At 72.3% G+C, this 21,958-nt stretch carries 20 protein-coding genes; 3 read left to right on the top strand and 17 right to left on the bottom strand.

What is annotated here, in order from left to right:
- Nucleotide 1: 1 nt before the first annotated feature.
- The 3 genes from ACLQ21_RS07770 to ACLQ21_RS07760 form a co-directional block, all read right to left on the bottom strand.
- Entirely contained in the window at nt 2–616 is a 615-nt protein-coding gene (locus ACLQ21_RS07770) for a TetR/AcrR family transcriptional regulator (RefSeq protein WP_425662677.1), read from the bottom strand.
- A 64-nt stretch (nt 617–680) separates the two neighbouring features.
- Nucleotides 681–1,694 (bottom strand): cell wall-binding repeat-containing protein, encoded by a 1,014-nt coding sequence (locus tag ACLQ21_RS07765; protein WP_425662676.1) that lies wholly within the window; start codon nt 1,692–1,694, stop codon nt 681–683.
- Between the two features lie 80 nt (nt 1,695–1,774).
- Nucleotides 1,775–2,587 (bottom strand): hypothetical protein, encoded by an 813-nt coding sequence (locus tag ACLQ21_RS07760; RefSeq protein WP_425662675.1) that lies wholly within the window; start codon nt 2,585–2,587, stop codon nt 1,775–1,777.
- Nucleotides 2,588–2,748: 161 nt separating this feature from the next.
- Between ACLQ21_RS07760 and ACLQ21_RS07755 the strand changes: the two genes are divergently transcribed.
- Nucleotides 2,749–4,515, top strand: coding sequence for an acetyl/propionyl/methylcrotonyl-CoA carboxylase subunit alpha (locus tag ACLQ21_RS07755; RefSeq protein ID WP_425662674.1), 1,767 nt, complete (start codon nt 2,749–2,751; stop codon nt 4,513–4,515).
- 45 nt (nt 4,516–4,560) lie between these two features.
- On the opposite strand, the gene ACLQ21_RS07750 is transcribed toward ACLQ21_RS07755, so the two are convergent.
- Together ACLQ21_RS07750 and ACLQ21_RS07745 are read right to left on the bottom strand one after the other, a co-directional pair.
- Entirely contained in the window at nt 4,561–6,000 is a 1,440-nt protein-coding gene (locus ACLQ21_RS07750; protein ID WP_425662907.1) for an NAD(P)H-quinone dehydrogenase, read from the bottom strand.
- Nucleotides 6,001–6,040: 40 nt separating this feature from the next.
- Entirely contained in the window at nt 6,041–6,580 is a 540-nt protein-coding gene (locus tag ACLQ21_RS07745) for a YaeQ family protein (RefSeq protein WP_425662673.1), read from the bottom strand.
- A gap of 33 nt (nt 6,581–6,613) precedes the next feature.
- Here ACLQ21_RS07745 and ACLQ21_RS07740 point away from each other — a divergent pair, with 33 nt between their 5' ends.
- Together ACLQ21_RS07740 and ACLQ21_RS07735 are read left to right on the top strand one after the other, a co-directional pair.
- The gene (locus tag ACLQ21_RS07740; protein WP_425662672.1) at nt 6,614–7,456 is read left to right on the top strand and encodes a purine-nucleoside phosphorylase; all 843 of its coding nucleotides are present in this window, start codon (nt 6,614–6,616) and stop codon (nt 7,454–7,456) included.
- Nucleotides 7,453–9,123, top strand: a complete 1,671-nt coding sequence (locus tag ACLQ21_RS07735; RefSeq protein ID WP_425662671.1) for a phospho-sugar mutase — start codon at nt 7,453–7,455, stop codon at nt 9,121–9,123. The genes ACLQ21_RS07740 and ACLQ21_RS07735 overlap by 4 nt, the downstream gene beginning before the upstream one ends.
- 117 nt (nt 9,124–9,240) lie before the next feature.
- On the opposite strand, the gene ACLQ21_RS07730 is transcribed toward ACLQ21_RS07735, so the two are convergent.
- The 12 genes from ACLQ21_RS07730 to ACLQ21_RS07675 form a co-directional block, all read right to left on the bottom strand.
- Nucleotides 9,241–9,678 (bottom strand): PTS sugar transporter subunit IIA, encoded by a 438-nt coding sequence (locus ACLQ21_RS07730; protein WP_425662670.1) that lies wholly within the window; start codon nt 9,676–9,678, stop codon nt 9,241–9,243.
- Nucleotides 9,675–10,781, bottom strand: coding sequence for an adenosine deaminase (locus ACLQ21_RS07725; protein ID WP_425662669.1), 1,107 nt, complete (start codon nt 10,779–10,781; stop codon nt 9,675–9,677). Before ACLQ21_RS07725 ends, ACLQ21_RS07730 begins: the two co-directional genes overlap by 4 nt.
- Nucleotides 10,782–10,852: 71 nt before the next feature.
- Entirely contained in the window at nt 10,853–11,167 is a 315-nt protein-coding gene (locus tag ACLQ21_RS07720; RefSeq protein WP_425662668.1) for a DUF4190 domain-containing protein, read from the bottom strand.
- Nucleotides 11,168–11,240: 73 nt separating this feature from the next.
- Entirely contained in the window at nt 11,241–12,530 is a 1,290-nt protein-coding gene (locus ACLQ21_RS07715; RefSeq protein WP_425662667.1) for a thymidine phosphorylase, read from the bottom strand.
- The gene (locus ACLQ21_RS07710; protein ID WP_425662666.1) at nt 12,523–12,963 is read right to left on the bottom strand and encodes a cytidine deaminase; all 441 of its coding nucleotides are present in this window, start codon (nt 12,961–12,963) and stop codon (nt 12,523–12,525) included. Before ACLQ21_RS07710 ends, ACLQ21_RS07715 begins: the two co-directional genes overlap by 8 nt.
- A gap of 8 nt (nt 12,964–12,971) precedes the next feature.
- Entirely contained in the window at nt 12,972–14,261 is a 1,290-nt protein-coding gene (locus ACLQ21_RS07705; protein ID WP_425662665.1) for an ABC transporter permease, read from the bottom strand.
- On the bottom strand, nt 14,258–15,664 hold the full coding sequence (locus tag ACLQ21_RS07700; protein ID WP_425662664.1) for an ABC transporter permease: 1,407 nt from the start codon (nt 15,662–15,664) through the stop codon (nt 14,258–14,260). The genes ACLQ21_RS07705 and ACLQ21_RS07700 overlap by 4 nt, the downstream gene beginning before the upstream one ends.
- On the bottom strand, nt 15,661–17,187 hold the full coding sequence (locus ACLQ21_RS07695) for an ABC transporter ATP-binding protein (RefSeq protein ID WP_425662663.1): 1,527 nt from the start codon (nt 17,185–17,187) through the stop codon (nt 15,661–15,663). The genes ACLQ21_RS07700 and ACLQ21_RS07695 overlap by 4 nt, the downstream gene beginning before the upstream one ends.
- A 128-nt stretch (nt 17,188–17,315) precedes the next feature.
- Entirely contained in the window at nt 17,316–18,431 is a 1,116-nt protein-coding gene (locus tag ACLQ21_RS07690; RefSeq protein WP_425662662.1) for a BMP family lipoprotein, read from the bottom strand.
- A 128-nt stretch (nt 18,432–18,559) separates the two neighbouring features.
- Entirely contained in the window at nt 18,560–19,633 is a 1,074-nt protein-coding gene (locus ACLQ21_RS07685; protein ID WP_425662661.1) for a BMP family lipoprotein, read from the bottom strand.
- 219 nt (nt 19,634–19,852) lie between these two features.
- Nucleotides 19,853–20,215, bottom strand: coding sequence for a GIY-YIG nuclease family protein (locus tag ACLQ21_RS07680; protein ID WP_425662660.1), 363 nt, complete (start codon nt 20,213–20,215; stop codon nt 19,853–19,855).
- 538 nt (nt 20,216–20,753) lie between these two features.
- The gene (locus ACLQ21_RS07675) at nt 20,754–21,884 is read right to left on the bottom strand and encodes a mannose-1-phosphate guanylyltransferase (protein ID WP_425662659.1); all 1,131 of its coding nucleotides are present in this window, start codon (nt 21,882–21,884) and stop codon (nt 20,754–20,756) included.
- Nucleotides 21,885–21,958 lie beyond the last annotated feature (74 nt).

The following is a 21,958-nucleotide window of genomic DNA, read 5'->3' as shown; positions in this document are numbered from 1 at the left end:
GTCAGACCTTCTGGGTCTCGAGGGCGGATGCGGTGGCCGGCGTGCCGGCGGAGGGGTCGCGGTCGTCGCTGCTGACGATGCCGTGGAGGAGCACCTGGATGATGTCATGGGCCGATGACACGGGCTCGGCCTCGCCCCAGCCGGCGGCGGCGGCCCAGGCGAGCGAGCGCACGAGCTCCGCGGCGACGAGCGGTGTGACGCGCAGCTGCGACTCGAAGGGCTGGAAGTGCGCGGCGATCCAGAACTTCGACTGCTCGAACTCCTCGCGGCGCTCCTCCGCGACCCGCTGGGCGATCGGACCGAGCGCCATGGCGAGCTGGAACATGAACCGCATGCGCTCCACGAGCACGGACACGAGGGTCGTGACCAGCTCGTCGAGCGAGTCGCTCTCGAACGATGCCGCCGCGTCGGCGTCGGTCATGTGCTGCTCGGCGAGCGCGGTCAGCAGCGACTCCTTGTCGCCGAATGCCTTGAAGAGCGTGCCCTCCGCGACGCCGGCCGCCTCGGCGAGCTGGCGCGAGGTGATCGCGCTGCCGTGCTCGAGCACCGCCGGTGTGACCGCCGCGATGATCTGCGCGCGACGGTCGTCGGCGCTGAGGCGCGGGATCGGGTTCACGAGTTCGAGCATAGGTGAGTGAGCACTCACTCACCAACCCGGATCTCGTCGGCGGGTCGCTGCCTCAGCCGCAGGACTCGTACCTGGCCGGCGACGGGCCGAGGGTCGGCTCGCCGCCCAGCAGGATGATCCGGTCGGGCTGGAGGGACTCGAGCGCGGCCAGCGTCGAGCTCGGCATGCAGGCCTGCCGCGCGAGCAGCATCGCCGCGCCCCGCGCACCCGCGGCCGCGCCGCCAGCGATCGCATCCTCGAAGCGCTCCCCGCTCACGATGTACACCGTGTCGGCCGCGGAGAGGACCTCCAGCAGCGCCACCGCGGTGGCGAAGCGGTCCGGGCCGGCGAACCGGCGCACGTCGAGCTCCGCATCGAGGTCGTCGAGGATCCCCCTCGACACGGCGTCCTCGCCGCCCACGACGCCGGCCCACGCCACCCCGAGCGACTCGAGCGTCGCCTCCGTCGCCGCATCGAGCGACGCCCGGCCGCCGTCGACGAGCAGCACCGGGCCGGAGCGCGCCGCCGCCGCCGGTGCGGCCGCGAGGGCGTCCGGGAACCGGAGTCCCGTCGCGATGAAGGCCGAGGACGCCGACTCGAAGGCGCGCTCGGCGACCATGCGGCTGGTCTCGAACCGGTCCGCGCCCGCGACGCGCACCACCGACATGCCGGGGTCGACCGCTCGAACCTCGGCCTCGACTCCGGCGGAGAGCGACGGCGTGCCGCCCACGATCACCACGGTCGTCGGGTCGAGGCGCGCGAGCTCCGAGGCCGTCGCCGGCGGCAGGCTCGCCCGCGTCGACAGCAGCACGGGGCCGCCCTCCTGCGCCGCGGCGGCACCGGCCGAGAGCCCGTCGGCGAAGATCTCGCCGCTGACGAGGTAGGCGGTGTCGGCGCCGCTCGGGAACGCGTGCTCGGAGACGACCGCCGCGGTCTGGTAGCGATCGGTGTTGAAGAGGCGCTCCGACGGCGGCAGCGCCTGCGCGGCGGCGGGCGCCGCGCCCGCCGCGAGCATCGCTGCAGCCAAGGCTGCGGCCGCGATCGCTCGAACGCGTCGTCGGGTGCTGATGACCTTGCGACCGTCCACGGTGGCCTCCTCGTCGCTTCGGCGCAGACGATAGACCCCTCGAGCGCCGTGCGGAACCCCCCGGATGCCGCCCGGACGGCTCACGCCTGAGGTCGGCGCCTCCGCTGCCGTTCCCCTCGCTGCCAGGCCTCGGCAGACCTCGCGATCGCGAGCTGCGCGGTCTGCACGAGCTCCTGCGCGAGCTCGCTCCAGTCCCCCGGCTCGGACGATCCGGGACCGCGACCGGCGGCGCGAAGGGCGTCGTGCTCGGCCGCCTCGAACGCGTGCGTCGCTCGGCGCACCGCGTCTCGATAGGCGGCGAACTCGGCGGGCGCCATGCGGGCGTCCACGCTCGCGGGGCGCAGCTGCAGCGCCTGCTGCTGCTCCCGCAGGAACGCCTGCAGCGCCGGCGACGACGAGTCGCTCATCGCCGGGACATCGATCGCCTTCGCGGGATCGGTCTCGTAGGCGATCCACCGGGTGGTCAGCTCGTCGTGCTCCGCGCGCAGCCGCGCGAGGGGCATCGATTCGCGCGGCGCCCTGCTCGCGGGCATGGTCGCTCGCGCGGCCCGCACGAACGCGCGCCGCGCGCGCAGGTCCGCGACGGCCGCCTTCGCCGCCCGCTCGGCGAGCTGCACTCGCCGCTTCGCGTCGCTGACGGCGCCGACGGGCGCGATCGAGGCGGATCGCTCCGCCTCGGCGCGCAGCACCTCCGCCCGGGCGAGCTTGACCCGCGCGCGGGCCCGCGTGACGGCATCCTGCGCGTGGCGCACGTCGTGCAGCGCGGCCTCGAGCTCGAGCCGACGCGCCGACGGCCCGCGACGGCGCAGTCCGACCACGCCCAGGGCACCCGCGCCCGCACCGGCGGGAGCGATCCACCACCACTCCGCCAGGAGCACCAGCACCGGTTCCACGGTTCCATGCTAGGCGGCGGGACGGCGCCGCGGGCAGGAGGATGCGCGACGATCATCCGCCGGCGACGGCCGTCCGACTGTGGGAATCGGCAATCGATCCGGCCATCCCTGTGTGCGGTGTGCACGCATCCGCCATGCCCGCACGCCTAGGCTCTAGAACCATGCGCCGCATCAGCAAGGTCCTCATCGCCAACCGCGGCGAGATCGCCGTCCGCATCATCCGCGCCGCGCGCGACGCCGGGATCGGGTCGGTCGCCGTCTACGCCGAGCCGGACCGCGACGCCCAGCACGTGCAGCTCGCCGACGAGGCGTACTCGCTGCTGGGGGCGACGAGCGCCGAGAGCTACCTCGTGATCGAGAAGATCCTCTCGGTCGCACGCCGCTCGGGCGCCGACGCCGTGCACCCGGGCTACGGCTTCCTGGCCGAGAACGCCGACTTCGCTCGCGCCGTGATCGACGCCGGCCTCATCTGGATCGGGCCGAGCCCCACCGCGATCGAGCAGCTCGGTGACAAGGTCTCCGCCCGCCGGATCGCCGAGTCGGTCGGCGCCCCGCTCGCGCCGGGCACGATCAACCCGGTCTCGGGCGCCGCGGAGGTGCTCGAGTTCGTCGACCAGCACGGGCTGCCCGTCGCCATCAAGGCGGCGTTCGGCGGCGGCGGCCGCGGGCTCAAGGTCGCCCGCACCCGCGAGGAGGTCGAGCAGCAGTTCGATTCCGCCACCCGCGAGGCCGTCGCGGCGTTCGGCCGCGGCGAGTGCTTCGTCGAGAAGTACCTCGACAAGCCGCGCCACGTCGAGACGCAGTGCCTCGCCGACGCGCACGGCAACGTCGTGGTCGTGTCGACGCGCGACTGCTCGCTGCAGCGCCGCCACCAGAAGCTCGTCGAGGAGGCGCCCGCGCCGTTCATCTCGGCGGAGCAGGACGCCGAGCTGCGGCGCGCATCGAAGGAGATCCTGCGCGCGACGTCGTACGTCGGCGCCGGCACGTGCGAGTTCCTCATCGGCGCCGACGGCACGATCTCGTTCCTCGAGGTGAACACGCGGCTGCAGGTCGAGCACCCGGTCTCAGAGGAGGTCACCGGCATCGACCTCGTGCGCGAGCAGTTCCGCATCGCCGAGGGCGAGGAGCTCGGCTACGACGACCCCGAGGTGCGCGGGCACTCGATCGAGTTCCGCATCAACGGCGAGGACGCCGGCAGCGGCTTCATGCCCCAGCCCGGTCCCGTGCGCATCTTCCGGGCTCCGTCGGGCCCCGGCATCCGCGTCGACTCCGGCGTCGTCGCGGGCGACGTCATCGGCGGCAACTTCGACTCGATGCTCGCCAAGCTCATCGTCACGGGCCGCGACCGCGCCGACGCGCTCGCTCGCGCACGCCGCGCGCTCGCCGAGTTCGAGATCGATGGGCTGCCGACCGTGCTGCCCTTCCACCGGCGGATCGTCGACCACCCCGCGTTCGCGCCGGCCGGCGACGCGCCGTTCTCGGTCTACACCTCATGGATCGAGACGGAGTTCGAGAACGACATCCCGGCGTGGACCGGCGAGCAGGGCGAGCTCGCCGGGCCGGAGCCGCGCCGCACCGTCGTGGTCGAGGCAGACGGCAAGCGCATCGCCGTCTCGATGCCGAAGAGCCTGTTCTCAGACACGAAGGACGCGAAGGGGCCGGCGCCGCGTCGCACGCGAGCTGCGCTCGCCGGCGGCATCGGCTCGGGCGCCATCATCTCGCCCATGCAGGCGACGGTCGTGAAGGCCGCCGTCGCCGAGGGCGACCGCGTCGTGGCCGGCGACCTGCTCGTCGTGCTCGAGGCGATGAAGATGGAGCAGCCGCTCTCCTCCCCCATCGACGGCACCGTGAGCGCGATCGACGCCCCGGTCGGCAAGACGATCCCCTCCGGGCACACGCTCGTGACGATCACGCCCGACGGCGCCTGACGGCGACACTGCGCCTGACGGTGGGACGGCGCCTCGAGGGGCGGGTCAGGCCTCGACGCGGTGCATCGCCCTCGCGGCGTCGGCGATCGAGACCGTGAGCGACGGGAAGACCGTGAAGACGCGCGCGAGGTCGTCGACGGTGAGGCGGTGCTCCATCGCCATCGTCACCGGGAAGATGAGCTCCGACGCCTTCGGGGCGACGATGACGCCGCCGATGACGGTGCCGGAGCCGGTGCGGGCGAAGAGCTTCACGAAGCCGTCCTCGATGCCCATCATCTTCGCGCGCGCGTTCGTCGACAGGTCGATGCGGTAGACCTCGCCCTGCGCGATGCCCTCCTCGATCTCGCGCTGCGACCAGCCGACCGTCGCGATCTCGGGCTGCGTGAAGATGTTCGACGCGACCGTGCGCATCGAGATGGGGTCGACGGCGTCGCCGAGCGCGTGGAACATGGCCGTGCGCCCCTGCATGGAGGCGACGGATGCGAGCGGCAGGGCGTCGGCGCAGTCGCCGACCGCGTAGACGTTCGGCAGGTTCGTGCGGGCGACGCGGTTCACGAGGATCGTGCCGGAGTCGGACATCTCGATCCCGGCCTCCTCGAGGCCGATCCCGGCGGTGTTCGGGATGGAGCCGACGGCCATGAGGCAGTGCGAGCCCTCGACCGTGCGGCCGTCGGTGAGCGTGACCCGGACGCCGTGCTCGGTGCGCTCGACCTGCTGCGCGCGCGACTTCGAGAGCACGTGCATGCCCTGGCGCAGGAAGACGTCCTCGATGACGCGCGCGGCGTCGGTGTCCTCGCCGGGCAGCACCTGCTCACGGCTGGAGACGAGCGTGACCTCCGCGCCGATCAGGCTGTAGGCGCTCGCGAACTCGGCGCCCGTGACGCCGGAGCCGACGACGATGAGGTGCTCGGGCACCTCCTCGAGGCTGTAGAGCTGCGTCCAGGTGAGGATGCGCTCGCCGTCGGGCATCGCCGACGCCAGCTGCCGCGGGCGCGCGCCGACCGAGACGACGATCGTGTCGGCCTCGAACTCGTCGAAGTCGGCGCCCTGCTTTCCGGTCGACACGACCACGCGACCGGGCCCGTCGAGCCTGCCCTCGCCCTGCACGATCGTGACGCCCGCCCGCTCGAGGTCTGCCTTCATGTCGAGCGACTGCTTCGCCGCGAGCGAGAGCAGGCGGCGGTTGACGGCGCGGAGGTTCACCGCGACGTCGGGCCTGCGCGGCCTGCCCGCGTCGCCGCGCACCGAGAACTGCACACCCAGCTGGCTCGCGTCGCGGATCGCGGCCGCCGACTCGGCCGTCGCGATGAGCGACTTCGAGGGCACGACGTCGGTGAGGATGGCGCTGCCGCCTACGCCCGTCCGCTCGATCAGGGTCACGTCGGCGCCGAGCAGGGCGCCCGCGAGCGCCGCCTCGTACCCGCCGGGTCCGCCGCCGATGATCACCACGCGCTGCTTGCGCTCGAATGCACTCACGCGCTCCATCATCGCGCATCCGCGCCCGTCTCCTCGCAGGGAAGGAGGATCAGCCCGCGCGGCGCTCGTGCACGCCCGACGTCAGGGTGGTGCCGTTCACCTCGACGTACAGCACCCCCTCCATCACCGAGACGACCATGGTCGTGCGGCGGGCGACCGCATCCGCGACCGCGTCGACGAAGCCGGGGTCGAACCAGACGAGGCGCACGTCCTCGGCGCGGTGGATGCGCTTGCCCGACCACCGCGCCGCGACCCGCTCGGCGTCGCGGTGCGTGTAGACGGCGGTGCGCTCGGCCGCCATGCTGCCGCGGTGCACGCGCTCCGCCTCCGGCGCCCCGACCTCGATCCACGCGACGAGGGCGCCCGTGCGGTCGCGCACGACCACCGCCGGCTCATCCCCGCCCGTGAGCCCGGAGCCGAACGCGATGCCCTCCTCGTGCTCGAGGCACAGGGCGAGCAGTCGGGTCACCATGAACGGCACCGTCTCGGACGCGTGCTGCGCGACCTTGAGCGAGAGCTGCTCGTACACGCCCCGGTCGACGTCGGAGAGCTGCACGTCGAACGTGTGGATCGTCGCGCCGATGGCCATGATGGCCGAGCCTACGCCCCTAGAGTGGGCGCCATGACGCACCAGCCAGGCCCTCACCCGCTCGACGACGGCGACCCGCGCGACGTCGCCCGGCAGGCCGCCGACGACATCCGCCGCATCACCGGCGTCGAGTCGCACGACATCGCGCTCACGCTCGGCTCCGGCTGGGCGAAGGCCGCCGACCTCATCGGCGAGACGACGCACACGATCCCCGCGACCGACGTCACCGGCTTCTCGAAGCCCGCGCTCGAGGGGCACGTCGGCACGCTGCGCTCGATCCAGCTCGACGACGGCCGCCGCGCGCTCGTGATCGGCGCGCGCACCCACTACTACGAGGGCCACGGCGTGCGCCGGGTGGTGCACTCGGTGCGCACCGCGGCCGCCGCGGGCGCATCCGTCATGGTGCTCACGAACGGCGCCGGCGGCATCAAGCCGCAGTGGACGCCCGGTCAGCCCGTGCTCATCAGCGACCACATCAACCTCACGGCCGACTCGCCGCTCGAGGGCGCCACCTTCGTCGACCTCACCGACCTCTACGCGCCCCGGCTGCGCGACATCGCGCGGTCAGTGGATGCGTCGCTCGACGAGGGCGTATACGTGCAGTTCCGCGGGCCGCACTACGAAACGCCCGCCGAGGTGCAGATGGCGAAGGCGATCGGCGGCCACATCTGCGGCATGTCGACGGCGCTCGAGGCGATCGCCGCCCGCGAGGCGGGCATGGAGGTGCTTGGGCTCAGCCTCATCACGAACCTCGCCGCCGGCATCCAGACGACGCCGCTGTCGCACGAGGAGGTCATCGAGGCCGGCCGCGAGGCCGAGGGCCGCCTCGGCCGCCTGCTCGCCGACGTCGTCGCCGCGATCGGTCCGCAGGCATGACGGCCGACGTGCTCGACACCGCGCGCGCCTGGGCCGTCGCGGATCCCGACCCGGCGACGCGCGCCGAGCTCGAGGCTGCCATCGCCGCCGCGGAGGGCGGCGACGCCGCCGCGGCCGCCGAGATCGCGGATGCGTTCCGCGGCCGCCTGCAGTTCGGCACGGCGGGGCTGCGCGGCGCGATCGCCGCCGGGCCGAACCGCATGAACCGCGTGGTGGTGCAGCAGGCCTCCGCGGGGCTCGCCGCGTTCCTCGTGGGGCGCGAGCCGCAGCCCTCGGTCGTGATCGGCTGGGACGGCCGGCGCGGCTCCGAGGAGTTCGCGCGCGACGCGGCCGAGGTGTTCGCCGGCGCCGGTGTGCGCGCGATCCTGCTGCCGCGGCTGCTGCCGACGCCGGTGACGGCGTTCGCGGTCCGCCACCTGGGCGCGAGCGCGGGCGTGATGGTGACGGCGAGCCACAACCCGCCGGCGGACAACGGCTACAAGGTCTACCTCGGCGGCGCCGACGAGGGCAGCCAGATCGTGCCGCCGGTCGACGGCGAGATCGCGGCGCTCATCGAGGCGGCAGCCGCCACCCCCGTCGCCGACTATCCGCGCGGCGAGCCGGAGGTCGCAGGTTCCGGCGTCTGGGATGCGTACGTCGCCGCCACCGCGGCCATCGGCCTGCCGCCGACCGAGCTGGACGACGCATCCGCCCTCACGGTCGTCTACACGCCGCTGCACGGCGTCGGGCTCGAGACCGTCGAGGCGGTGCTCGCCGAGGCGGGCTTCCCGCCCCTCGTCGTGGTGCCCGAGCAGGCCGAGCCGGACGGCGCCTTCCCGACGGTCGCGTTCCCGAACCCCGAGGAGCCGGGCGCGCTCGACCTCGCGATGGCGCTCGCCACGGAGCGCGGCGCCGACCTGATCCTCGCGAACGACCCGGACGCCGACCGGCTCGCCGTCGCCGTGCCCGACCGCGCGGCGCCCGCCGGCTGGCGGATGCTGACGGGCAACGAGGTGGGCCTGCTGCTGGGCTGGGACGCCGCGCGCGCCGCCCGCGGGCAGGGCGTGCTCGCCGCCTCGATCGTCTCCTCCCCGGGGCTCGGTGTCATCGCCGCAGCGCACGGGCTGGAGTTCGTGCAGACGCTCACGGGCTTCAAGTGGGTCTCGCGCGTGCCCGACCTGCTGTTCGGCTTCGAGGAGGCCCTCGGCTACCTCGTGAACCCCGGCACGGTGCGCGACAAGGACGGCGTCTCGGCGCTCGTGCGGATCTTGACGATCGCCGCGGAGCTGCACGAGCGGGGCTCGTCGCTCACCGAGGAGCTGCTGGCGCTCGCGGCCGAGTTCGGCGCCTTCGAGTCGGGCCAGGTGAGCGTGCGCGTCACCGACCTCGCCCGCATCCCCGCCACGATGGCGGCACTCCGCGCCGACCCGCCGTCGCAGCTCGCGGGCGCCGCAGTGCTCGCGGCCGACGACCTGTCGCTGCCCGAGCACGGCGCGATCGGCGACATCCTGCGCTTCACGCTCGACGACGGCTCGCGCGTGATGGTGCGGCCGAGCGGCACGGAGCCGAAGGTCAAGGTCTACATCGACGCGACGTCGACGGAGGGCGCGCCGGCCCAGCGCGTGCGCGCCGCACGCGCGCGCGTCGACGCGATCGCGGAGGCGGTGCGCCCGCTGCTCACGGCCTGACGGCGCACGGACGGCCCGCGCACCCGGGTGGTCACGACACACCGCCGTCGGTCCGCTGGGTGGTCACGACACGCCGAGCGGGCCACCCTGCCCGCGGCGTGTCGAGACCACCCGCAGTCAGCGGCGCAGGGCCGCGATCGCCTCGTCGCGCGTCGTCGCGGTCGCGAGCGCGGCGGTGACCCCGGTCCCGTCGAGGGCGTTGGCGAGCTCGGCGAGCATCCGCAGGTGCTGCCGCGCGCTCGTCGCGGCGAGACCGATGACGACCTCCACCGGATCGTTGTGGGGATGGCCGAACGAGACGGGCTCCTCGAGCACGACGATCGCGAGCGCGTCGCGCCGCACGACGGCGCTCGCCTTCGCGTGCGGCACGGCGACGCCGGGCGCGACGACGCAGTACGGGCCCGCCTCCTCGATCTGCTGCACGAGCTCCTCGACGTAGGCGCGCCCCACCGCGTGCGCCGTCACCAGGTCGACGCCCGCGGCGCGCACGGCGGCGCGCCAGTCAGCGGCCCGCACTCCTGGCGAGAACGTGGCCTCGTCGAGCGGCAGCGTCATCGGAGGTCGTCGAACCCGTCGGCGATCTCGTCGGCGAGCTGCTCGCGCTCCTCGAACGAGCAGAAGGCGCTCGCGGCGGCGTTCTGCGTGACCTCCTCGAGGTCGTCGAGGTCCCACTCGAAGGTGTCGACCAGCAGCCCCAGCTCACGCGTCAGGGTCGTGCCCGACTGCAGCCGGTTGTCGACGTTCACGGTGACGCAGAAGCCGAGCTGGTGCAGCAGGTCGATCGGGTGGTCGGCGAGCGAGTCGCCCCACTGCGCGATCGTGCCGGTCTGCAGGTTCGACGACGGGCTCAGCTCGAGCGCGATCTGCCGGTCCTTGACCCACTCGGCGACCTCGCCCAAGCGCACGACGACGGCGTCGTCCGTCTCCTCCTCGGTGTGGATGTCCTCGGCGATGCGGGTGCCGTGGCCGAGGCGCAGGGCGCGGCCGGCGAAGAGCGCGTCGGCGATGCTCTCGAGCCCGTCACCCTCGCCCGCGTGCACGGTCGCGGGGAAGTGCGCCTTCGCGAGGATGTCGAAGGCTGACTGCATCCGCGATGCCGGGAAGCCCGCCTCCGGGCCCGCGATGTCGAAGCCGACCGCGCCGCGATCGCGGTGGCGCAGCGCGAGCTGCGCGATCTCGTCGCCGCGGTCCAGGTGGCGCATGGCGCTGATGAGCTGACCGACCCGGATCCGCCCGCCGTGGGTCGCGACGAGGTCGATGGCCTCCTCGACGCCCGCCTGCACGGCCTCGACGGCCTGGTCGAGCGAGAGGCCGCGCTGCAGGTGCTGCTCGGGGGCCCAACGGATCTCGCCGTAGAGCACGCCGTCCTCGGCGAGGTCGAGCACGAACTCCTTCGCGACCCGGTGCAGGCCCTGCTCGGTCTGCATCACCGCGGTCGTGATGTCGAAGGTCTTCAGGTACTCGGGCAGCGAGCCGGAGTTCGACTGCGTGGCGAACCACTCGCCGAGCGACGACGCGTCGCTCGCGGGCAGCTCGAGCCCGATCTCGTCGGCCAGCTCGAGGATCGTCTGCGGTCGCAGTCCGCCGTCGAGGTGGTCGTGGAGGCTGACCTTGGGCAGCGTCTGGATGTCGACGCCGTCGACCTCGTACCGGCTCATCTCGTCCCCGTCGTCGATTCGTGCTGGACCTCGATCGTATCGGCCCAAGATGACGGGAAGGTTTCGGCGGCTCAGGCTCCGGTCGCCGCGAAGCCCAGCGCGGCGAGGATGACGCCGCCGACCAGGATCCACAGCAGCGCCCCGATGATGAGCGTGGCCACGCTCAGCCAGATGCCCCACAGCGCCATCGTGCGGCCCGCGGGCTCGCGCTTCCGCGCCATCACGCCCACGACGATGCCGGCGATCGGCACGAGGATGGAGATGCCCAGGAAGATCGACGCGAGGCCGAGCGCGAGGCTCACGATGCTGAGCGTCTTCGGCTCCACCGCCGGGTACCCGGATCCGTACGACGCGGGCTGCGAGCCCGGGGTCTGGTAGTCGGTCACGTCGAGCTCCTCGGTCTTCGGTTGCGCCCAGTGAACCACCGGGCGGGTCGCGGCGCCAGGAGGCGCCTGGGCGTCAGAGGATGCGCTCGCGCACGATCGGCGGCACCGGCACCTGGGTGCCGGGCGCGGCGAGCTCCCACGCGCCCTCGAGCGCCTCGAGCGCGCGCGGGATGCGGCTCGCGTCATCCGCCGAGATCGTCCAGAGCGGGTCGCCCTTGCGGACGGCGTCGCCCGGCTTCACGTGCAGGTCGATGCCCGCGGCGTGCACGACCGGGTCGCTCGCCCGGGCACGGCCGGCGCCGAGCCGCCACGCGGCGATCCCGAACGGCAGCGCCTCCTGGCGCGCGAGCACGCCGTCCTCCTCGGCGACGACCGTGTGGGTCTCGTTCGCCGTCGGCAGCGCCGCATCCGGGTCGCCGCCCTGCGCCACCACGAAGCGGCGCCAGACGTCCATCGCCCGGCCATCGGCGAGCGCTGCCTCGACGTCGGCGTCGCCCTTGCCGACCGCATCCAGCATCTCGCGAGCGAGCGCGACGGTCAGCTCGACGACGTCGGCCGGCCCGCCGCCCGCGAGCACCTCGACCGACTCGCGCACCTCGTTGGCGTTGCCGATCGCGAGGCCGAGCGGCGTGTCCATCGTCGTCAGCAGCGCGCGCGTCTCGACGCCCGCGTCGCGCCCGAGCTCGACCATCGTGAGCGCGAGCTCGCGGGCCCGCTCGAACTCCTGCATGAACGCGCCGGAGCCGAACTTGACGTCGAGCACGAGCGCGCCGGTGCCCTCCGCGATCTTCTTCGACATGATCGAGGATGCGATGAGCGGGATGGCCTCGACGGTGCCGGTGATGTCGCGGAGCGCGTAGAGCCGCTTGTCGGCGGGCGCGAGACCGGCGCCGGCAGCGCAGATCACGCCCCCGACGGTGCGCAGCTGCTCGAGCATCTGCGCGTTCGACAGCTCGGCGCGCCAGCCGGGGATCGACTCGAGCTTGTCGAGCGTGCCGCCGGTGTGGCCGAGCCCTCGGCCCGACAGCTGCGGCACCGCGGCGCCGAACGCGGCGACGAGCGGCATGAGCGGCAGCGTGATCTTGTCGCCGACGCCGCCGGTGGAGTGCTTGTCGACGGTGGGCGCGTCGAGCGACGAGAAGTCCATCCGCTCGCCCGAGGCGATCATCGCCATCGTCAGGTCGTGGATCTCGCGGCGCTCCATGCCGTTGAGCAGGATCGCCATCGCGAGCGCGGCCATCTGCGGGTCCTCGACGTAGCCGCGCGTGTACGCGTCGACGAGCCAGTCGATCTGCGCGGTGCCGAGCGTGCCCCGGTCGCGCTTCGTGCGGATGATGTCGACGACATCGAATGCCTCAGCCATTCGCTTCCTCGCCTCGCCCTGCCGTGTCGCGGCGCGCCGCGTAGTCCTCGAGCTGGCGCGGACCGAACGCGTCCGGCAGCACCTGGTCGATCGTGCGGATGCCGCTGACCGTGTCGAGCAGCATCTCCGGCGCCGCGTGCTCGAAGAGCAGCTGCCGGCAGCGGCCGCACGGCATGAGCCGCTCCCCCGCCCCGTTGACGCACGCGAACGCGACGAGCCGCCCCCCGCCGCCCATGATGAGTTCGCTCACGAGCGAGCACTCGGCGCACAGCGTGACGCCGTAGGCGGCGTTCTCGATGTTGGCGCCCGTGATGAGCCGGCCGTCGTCGACGAGGGCCGCCGCGCCCACCGGGAAGCCCGAGTACGGCGTGTAGGCCTTCGTCGCCGCGCTCACAGCGGCCGCGTGCAGCGCGGCCCAGTCGATCTCACGCATCCGTCTCCCTATTGCTTCACGTACGGCTTGCCGCTCGCCGCGGGCGGCCTGGACTGGCCGATGAAGCCGGCGACCGCGAGCAGCGTGATGACGTACGGGAGCATGAGCATGAACTCGCTCGGCACCGGGGAGCCGATCGCGCCGAGCGTCTGCTGCAGGGCCGACGCGAAGCCGAACAGCAGCGCCGCGAGGGTTGCCTTGATCGGGTGCCACTGGCCGAAGATGACGGCGGCGAGCGCGATGTAGCCGAGGCCAGCGGTCATCTCGCGCGTGAACGAGCCGTTCGAGTCGAGCGTGAAGTACGCGCCGCCGAGGCCCGCGACGGCGCCGGCGAGCGAGACGTTCCAGAAGCGCAGCCGGTTCACCTTGATGCCGACGGTGTCGGCGGCCATCGGGTGCTCGCCGATCGCGCGGAGGCGCAGGCCCCAGGTCGTCTTGAACAGGCCCCACGCGATGAGCGGCACGACGATGTACATCGCGTAGACGATGATCGACTGGTTGAACAGGGCCGGTCCGAGGAGCGGGATGCCCTCCAGCACCGGGATGGGGAGCTTCGGCAGCCGGGCGGGCGAGTTGAGCGCAGGGTTGTCGGTCAGCACCGACGAGTAGAAGAAGTTCGTGAGCCCGACCACGAGCACGTTGAGCACGACGCCGACGATCACCTGCTCGACGAAGTAGCGGATCGCGAAGACCGCGAGCACCATCGAGACCAGCACGCTCGCGACCATCGCCGCGAGCACGCCGACGAGCGTGCTGCCGGTGGCCGACGCGACGACCGCGCCGGTGAAGGCGCCGCCGAGCAGCTGCGCCTCGATCGCGATGTTCACGACACCGGCGCGCTCGGAGAGCACGCCGCCCATCGCGCCGAAGATCAGCGGCACCGACAGTCCGACGGTGGCGAACAGCAGGCCCGCGATCGGGATCATCGAGCCGGCGCCTGCCCAGGTCAGGAAGCCGATGACGAACAGCAGTCCGAAGACGACCGGGAGCCAGACGCCGACCCGGCGGCCGCGACTCGTGACCCAGATCGCGATGGCCGTGAGGGCCGCGAGCAGGATCACGATGACCACGCCGGTCGGGCGCGACGGCAGCACCGCATCCGGGAGCGCGAAGAAGTCGCCGGCGTCGGCGAGCCGGAGCGTGGTGGCGCCGTCGCGGCCGAGGCCGATCATGAGGATGGCCGAGACGACGGTCAGCACCGCGAAGGAGATCGGCGCCTTCCAGTGCTTCACGACCGCGCGCTCGAGCTCCACGGTCTGCGCGGGCGCCGGAGCGGCGGCTGGCTGGAGCGTGCTCATGCGCTCTCCCCCTTCTTGGTCGCTGCGGCGGCGAGCGAGACCTCGTCGCGCCGCTGCTGCCGCGACTTCTTCCCGGGCTGCGGGAGGCCGAACATCGCGCGCACGAGCGGCGGCGCTGCGATGAACAGCACGATGAAGGACTGCACGACGAGGATGATGTCGATCGGCACACCCTCGGCGGCCTGCATGCGGAAGCCGCCGGCCTTGAACGCGCCGAACAGCAGTCCGGCGAAGAACGTGCCCCACGGCGTCGAGCCGCCCAGCAGCGCCACCGTGATGGCGTCGAAGCCGATGCCCGCGTCGATGCCGGCCGTGAAGCCGGTGGTGACCGCGCCGGTCACCTGCTGCGCGCCGGCGAGCCCCATGAAGCCGCCGGCGAAGAGCATCGCGAGCAGCGTGATCCGCTTCACGTTCATGCCCGCGTTGAGGGCGGCGTTCGCGTTGTAGCCGACCGCGCGGAACTGGAAGCCGAGGCTCGAGCGGTTGATGAGCCATGAGCAGAAGATGACGGCCGCGACCGACAGGACGAAGCCCCAGTGCAGCACGAACGGTGGCCCGAAGATTGACGGCAGGATGGCCGTCTCGGGCATCGCGGGCGAGATGGGGTTGTTGCTGCCGGGGTTCTGCAGCAGGCCGGGCGTGCGCAGCATCCAGGTGATGAACCAGAGCGCGACGAAGTTCAGCATGATCGTGACGATCACCTCGTGCGCGCCGGTGTACGCCTTCAGCGCGCCGGCGATGCCGCCCCAGATCGCTCCGGCGACGATGCCGACCGCGATGGCGACGAGCACGTGCAGCACGGGCGGCAGCGAGAACGAGAAGCCCACCCAGCCGGCCGCCGCCGCGGCCCACAGCATCTGGCCGCGGCCGCCGATGTTGAAGAGGCCGACGCGGAAGGCGATGGCGACGCCGAGTCCGGCGGCGATGAGCGGCGTGGCGAAGTTGAGCGTGTCGGTCAGCGGCTTGATCAGCTGCGCGAACCCGGCGTCGGCGCGCGCCACGTTGAGGATCGAGCCCTGGAACAGCGCCCAGTACGCGCCGCCCACGGCATCCCAGACGGCGGCGAGCATGTCGGCCGGCCGGGCGAAGAAGTAGCCGGCCGTCTCCTGCACCCGCTCGTCGGTCGCGGCGATGAGGATGCCGCCGACGATGAGGGAGGTGATGATGGCGAGGATCGCCATGACGAGGTTGCCGCCCATGATTCGGCGGAAGGCGCTGCCCCACGGGTCCTCGACCTCGGCCGTGCGGTCGTCGGTCGGCACGACGGCCGCAGGTGCGGCGACCTCCGCCACCTCGGGCGCGTGCACGATGGCGGGCGACGAGACGGAGTCGGGAGTGCCGCTCGCGCGCTGCGGCACGTCGGGCTGGATCGGGTCGTCGGCGTCGAGCGGCTGATCGTTCACGCTGCGGCTCCTTCAAGCTCTGCGGGGCGCTCGCCGGCCATCATGAGGCCCAGCGTGTCACGGCTGGTGTCGGCGGGGACGATGCCGACGATCCCGCCGCGGTACATCACGGCGATGCGGTCAGCGAGCCCGACGACCTCGTCGAGCTCGGTCGAGACGACGATCACCGGGATGCCGGCGTCGCGCGTCGCGATGATCTGGCTGTGGACGAACTCGATCGAGCCGACGTCGAGGCCGCGGGTGGGCTGGGATGCGACGAAGAGCGCGAGCGGCCGCCCGAGCTCACGCGCGAGCACGACCTTCTGCTGGTTGCCGCCCGACAGGGTGCCGACGGCCGTCTCGATGCCCTGCGCGCGGATGTCGAAGGCGCCGAGCTTGTCCTCGGCGAAGCCGTCGCGCGCGCCGCGATCGACGGTGCCGGCCTTGACGAACGGCTCACCGCGGTAGCGGTCGAGCATGAGGTTCTCCGCGATCGAGAAGTCGCCGACCAGGCCGTCGACCTTGCGGTCCTCCGGCACGAAGCCGACGCCCGCGTCGAGCACGTCGCGCACGGAGTCGCCGAGCAGCTCGTTCCCGTTGAGGTCGATCGATCCCTTCGCCCGCGGCTGCAGCCCGAGGATGGCCTCCGTGAGCTCGGTCTGGCCGTTGCCCTGGACGCCGGCGATGCAGAGCACCTCACCGCCGTGCACCGTGAACGAGACGTCGTTGACGACCTTCTGGCCGATCGCATCCAGCACCGTCAGGTGCGACACGGTCAGCGTGTTGTCGGTGAGCACCGGCGGGTTCTTCTGCACGGTGAGCTCGACGGGGCGGCCGACCATCATCGACGCGAGCTCGGTGCTCGTCGAGCTCGGGCTCGCCTCGCCGACGACCTTGCCGAGCCGGATGACCGTGATGCGGTCGGCGATGGCGCGCACCTCGCGCAGCTTGTGGGTGATGAAGACGATCGCGGTGCCCTCGTCGCGCAGCTGCTGCATGATCGCCATGAGCTCATCGGTCTCCTGGGGCGTGAGCACGGCGGTGGGCTCGTCGAACACGAGCACCCGCGCGTCCTGCGACAGCGCCTTGATGATCTCGACGCGCTGCTGCACACCGACCGGCAGGTCCTCGATCTTCGCGTCGGGGTCGACGTGGAAGCCGAAGCGCTGCGAGATCTCGCGCACCTTCTCCTTGGCGCCGGCGAGACCGCCGAGCGCCTTCTCGTGGCCGAGCAGCACGTTCTCGGCGACCGTGAAGACGGGGATGAGCATGAAGTGCTGGTGCACCATGCCGATGCCGGCGTGCATCGCGTCGCCGGGGCCGGCGAACCGCTGCGGCACGCCGTCGAGCAGGATCTCGCCCTCATCGGCGTGATAGAGACCGTAGAGGACGTTCATGAGCGTGGACTTGCCCGCGCCGTTCTCACCCAGCAGGCAGTGGATCTCGCCCGCCTTGACCTCGAGGTCGATGTGGTCATTGGCGGTGAGCGCGCCGAAGCGCTTCGTGATGCCACGGAGCTGGAGGGTCGAGTGCTCGAGAGCCATGAGTCTTCCTTCGCGACGACGCTGACGACGACTGTGAATCTAGCCGGAACCGCGTGCGGCGCGCTCCGGGGGCCGCGCATGCGCGTGGGGGTCGGCCGGAGCCGACCCCCACGGGCGTGCGATGCCTGCTACTGGGCGGTGGGGCTGGCGGGCGACTCGACCGTGATCTCGCCGGCGATGATCGCCTCGCGGATCTCGTCGAGCTGCGTCTGCAGCTCCGGGTCGACCGTGTCCTCGAAGTCGTGGAACGGCGCGATGCTGACGCCCTCGTTCTCGAGCGTGCCGACGTACGGCTCGTTCGAGAACTCGCCGGCTGCGGCCTCCTCGACGACCGTCTGCACACCCTGCGACATGCCCTTGAGGATCGAGGTGAGGAACATGTCGGCGTAGTCCGGCGACGTCTCGTACAGGTCGGCGTCGACGCCGATCATCGCGATGCCGGAGTCGTCGCCCTGGTCGCGGATCGCCTCAGCGGCCGAGAGGAAGATCGGGCCACCGACCGGCAGGAGCACGTCGGCGCCCTGCTGGATGAACGTCTCGGCCATGGACTTGGCGGTGGGGCCGGCCTCGAAGCCACCCGTGAACGAACCGGTCTGGGCCTCGACGTCCCAGCCGAGCACCTCGACGTTCTCGCCGCTCTGCTCGTTGAAGTGCGCGACGCCGTCGGCGAAGCCGTCCATGAAGATGGTGACGGTCGGGAACTGCATGCCGCCCCACGTGGCGACCTTGCCGCTCTCCGAGTACGACGCGGCGGCGTAGCCGGCCAGGAAGGCGGCCTGCGCCGTGTCGTAGACGATCGGCTTGACGTTCGGCAGGTCGATCTGGTTGTCGTCGATGATCGTGAAGTTCACGTCGGGGTTCGCCTCGGCGGCTGCCGCGGTGGCCTCCGACAGTGCGAAGCCGACGGAGACGACCATGTTGCAGCCGCCGTCGATCACGGTCGACAGGTTCGGCGCGTAGTCCGCCTCGGACTGCGACTCGACCTCGACCGGCTCGACGCCGAGCGTCTCGCCCGCGGCGCGGAGGCCCTCGGCGCCCAGCTGGTTGAACGATCGGTCGTCGAAGCCGCCCGAGTCCGAGATGATGCAGGGCTGGATGTCGGTGGTCGGTGCTGCTGCGGGGTCGGAGCCGGCGGGCTCGGAGCCCGTGGGCGCCTGCGGTGCGGCGGCGCAGCCCGCGAGCAGCAGCGACGCGCCGAGCGCGATCGCGCCGCCGCGCAGGGCGGAACGGTTGAACTTCCTCAAGGGATCCTCCAGTGCAAAGGATGCTCGCCGCGACGCGGCTGAGCGCATGATGGTTGAGCATAGGGCCGCGTGCACGCGCCAGGTGCCGGCTCGACGGCACCGCAACGCAATCGTTGCAATCGTCTCGGTCAGGGGCTCGAGGGCGAGTCGACGGTGATCTCTCCGTCGATGAGCTGCTGCCGCAGCGCGTCGAGCTCGGCCTTCGTCTCGTCGCTGACGCGCGCCTCGAGGTCGTGGAACGGCGCGATGTCGACGCCGCCGTTCTCGAGCGTGCCGATGAGCGGCTCGTCCGAGATGGTGCCGTCGAGCGCGTCGCCGACGGCCGTGACGACCGCATCCTCGGTGTTCTTCAGCACGCTCGTGAGCAGCAGCGGCCGGAACTCGGCGGGAAGGGTGTCGTATCCGTCGTTGTCGACCCAGATCACGAGGGCCGTGCCGCCCGCGTCGAGCGAGGCGCGGAACGAGCCCTCGCCCACCTGGCCGGCGACGGGCAGGATCACGTCGGCGCCCTGGGCGATGAACGCCTGGGTCTGCGTCTGGCCGAGCTGCACGTTCTCGAAGTCACCCGTGAAGGTGCCGTCCTGGGTCTCGGGGTCCCAGCCGAGCAGCTGCACGTCCGTGCCCTTCGCCTCGTTGAAGGCGTCGATGCCGGCGGCGAAGCCGTCCATGAAGAGGGTGACGGGCGGCTGGTTGCCACCGCCGAAGGTCGCGACGATGCCCGACTCGCTGACGGATGCGGCGGTGTAGCCGGCGAGGAACGCCGCCTGCGCGGTGTCGAAGACGATCGAGCGCACGTTGGGGCCCTCGACGATCTCGTCGACGATCGCGAACTGCACGTCGGGGTTGGCGGCCGCCTGCTCCTCGGTCGCCGCGGCGAGCTCGAAGCCGACGGTGAGCACGAAGCCGCACCCGGTGTCGACCGCCGCCTGCACGTTGGGCGCGAGGTCGCTCTCGGAGGTGGAGACGAGCACGTTCGCCTCGACGCCGAGCTCCTCCTGCGCCCGCTCCATGCCGGCCCAGCTGGTCTCGTTGAAGGAGCGGTCGTTGAGCCCGCCCGAGTTCGTCACCATCTGCGCGCATTCGAGGGTCTGCTCGGGAGCGGCGGTGCCTCCCGGCTCGCTCGTGGCGGCGGGCGGCGGCGCGGCGCAGCCGGCGAACAGGGCGAGCGCGGCGAGCGCGGGCAGGGCGAGCGTGCGGGACAAGGCGGACTCCTTCGACCGATTGGCAGAATCGTAGCCCGCGTCGCCCGCTCGTCGAGTAGCACGGCGGCGCCAGCCGCCGCCCCCTCCCGCTCGTCGAGTAGCAGCGCCGAAGGCGCCGCCCCCTCCCGCTCGTCGAGTAGCAGCGCCGAAGGCGCCGCGTATCGAGACGAACCACGTGCTGACGAGGCCGATCTCGACGCGTCCGGCTCCGCCCGGCAGCTACTCGATCAACGGATCGGGATCGGGCCGCTGCTCGCGCTGCCGCGCCTCGCGCTCCGCTGCCCGCCGCTCGTCGTGGCCCAGCCAGTCGCGCTTCTTCGCCGACGCGGAGATCGAAGCGAAGTCGCCGCGGATGAGCGCCTCCCGCTTGGCGCGACTCCAGCCCTGGATCTGCTTCTCGAGTGCGAATGCGGCGGCGATGGAGTCGTCGTAGTGGGTGAAGGCGAGCTCGACCGGCAGACGGCGGCGCGTGTACACGGCGCCGTCGCCGCGCTGATGCTGGTCGAGGCGCCGCTCCATGTCCCAGGTGCTGCCGACGTAGGTCGAGCCGTCGGCGCATCGCAGGATGTAGACCCAGGGCATGGCGGGAGGATGCCGGACGAGGCAGGGCGGTGGGGTCGCGCGGTTGGGCCGCTGTGGAGAACTGGTCGTCGAGTAGCAGCGCCGCAGGCGCCGCCCCTCCCCGCTCGTCGAGTAGCAGCGCCGCAGGCGCCGCGTATCGAGACGAACGCGAGCCAAGGCCCCGCCGATCTCGATACGCGGCCGGCTCCGCCGGCAGCTACTCGATCAACGGAGGAGGGGCGGCCGGCTCCGCCGGCAGCTACTCGATCAACGAGGTCCCGCTCGTCGAGTAGCAGCGCCGCAGGCGCCGCGTATCGAGACGGACGCTAGCCAACGCCCAGCCGATCTCGATACGCGGCCGGACTCCGTCCGGCAGCTACTCGATCAACGAGGTCCCGCTCGTCGAGTAGCAGCGCCGCAGGCGCCGCGTATCGAGACGAACGACAGCCGCGGCGCGGCCGATCTCGATACGCGGCCGGACTCCGTCCGGCAGCTACTCGATCAACGGAGGAAGGGTGGCCAGCTCCGCCGGCAGCTACTCGATCGACGGAGGAGGGGGTCAGAGGGCGTCGGTGTTGCCCGAGCGCCGCACCGCGTCGACGACCTGCTTCACGCGCTGCGCGTTGTCGGTGGTCGTGACCAGCAGCGCGTCGGGGGTGTCTACGACGACGACGTTCTGGATGCCGACCACCGAGATGATGCGGTTCGACTGCGAGACGACGATGCCCGACGCGGAGTCGGCGATGACCGTCCCCTTGGTGCCGAGGATCGCGAGGCGCCCGCGGTGCGCGCCGTTGTGCAGCTTCGCGACCGCCGAGAAGTCGCCCACGTCATCCCAGTCGAAGTCGCCGGGCACGACCACCATGCGGCCGCGCGCCGCCGCCGGCTCCGCGACGGCGTAGTCGATCGCGATCTTCTTCAGCTGCGGCCAGAGGCGGTCGACGGCGGGGCCACGGCGGGCGGGCTCGTCCCAGACCTCGGCGAGCTCCTCGATCTGCGCGGCGAGCTGCGGCTCCTCCGCCGCGAGCTCCTCGAGCAGCACGTCGGCCCGCGCGATGAACATGCCCGCGTTCCAGAGGTAGTCGCCGTCTGCGAGGTAGCCGCGCGCCACCTGCGCCGACGGCTTCTCGACGAACTCGCGCACGAGCGCGGCGTTCGGAGCACCCTCGACCCCGGCCGAGCCGCCGGCACGGATGTAGCCGAACCCGATCGCCGGCTCGGTGGGGGTGATGCCGATCGTCGCGATGTAGCCCGCGCGGGCGGCCGCCACCGCCTCGCCCACCGCGCGGCGGAACGAGCGCTCGTCGTCGATGACGTGGTCGGCCGCGAACGAGCCGACGATGACGTCGGGCTCCCGGCGCCGCAGGATCGCAGCAGCGAGCGCGATGGCGACGGTCGAGTCGCGCGGGTCGGCCTCGAGCACGATGCTCGCGTCCTCGAGCTCGGGGATCTGCGCCTCCACGGCGGCACGGTGCGCGCGCCCCGTGACGACCATTGTGCGGCCCGGACCGGCGAGCGGCACGAGCCGGTCGTAGGTGGCGCGCAGCAGCGTCTTGCCGCTGCCGGTGAGGTCGTGCAGGAACTTCGGCGCGTCGGCGCGCGACAGCGGCCAGAGCCTCGAGCCCACGCCGCCCGCAGGGATGATGCTGTAGAAGTCGTCGATCGCCGTCACGGCCCTCACCCTACGCATCCGGAGCCGGGCTCTCGGCAGCGCGCGCCCCCGCCGGGCCGTTCACGCGCCGTTCACCACCCGCTCCCCCAACG

Source organism: Agrococcus sp. DT81.2 (assembly GCF_049844935.1).
Taxonomy (GTDB): domain Bacteria; phylum Actinomycetota; class Actinomycetes; order Actinomycetales; family Microbacteriaceae; genus Agrococcus.
This window is presented reverse-complemented; position numbering and strand designations above follow the sequence as displayed.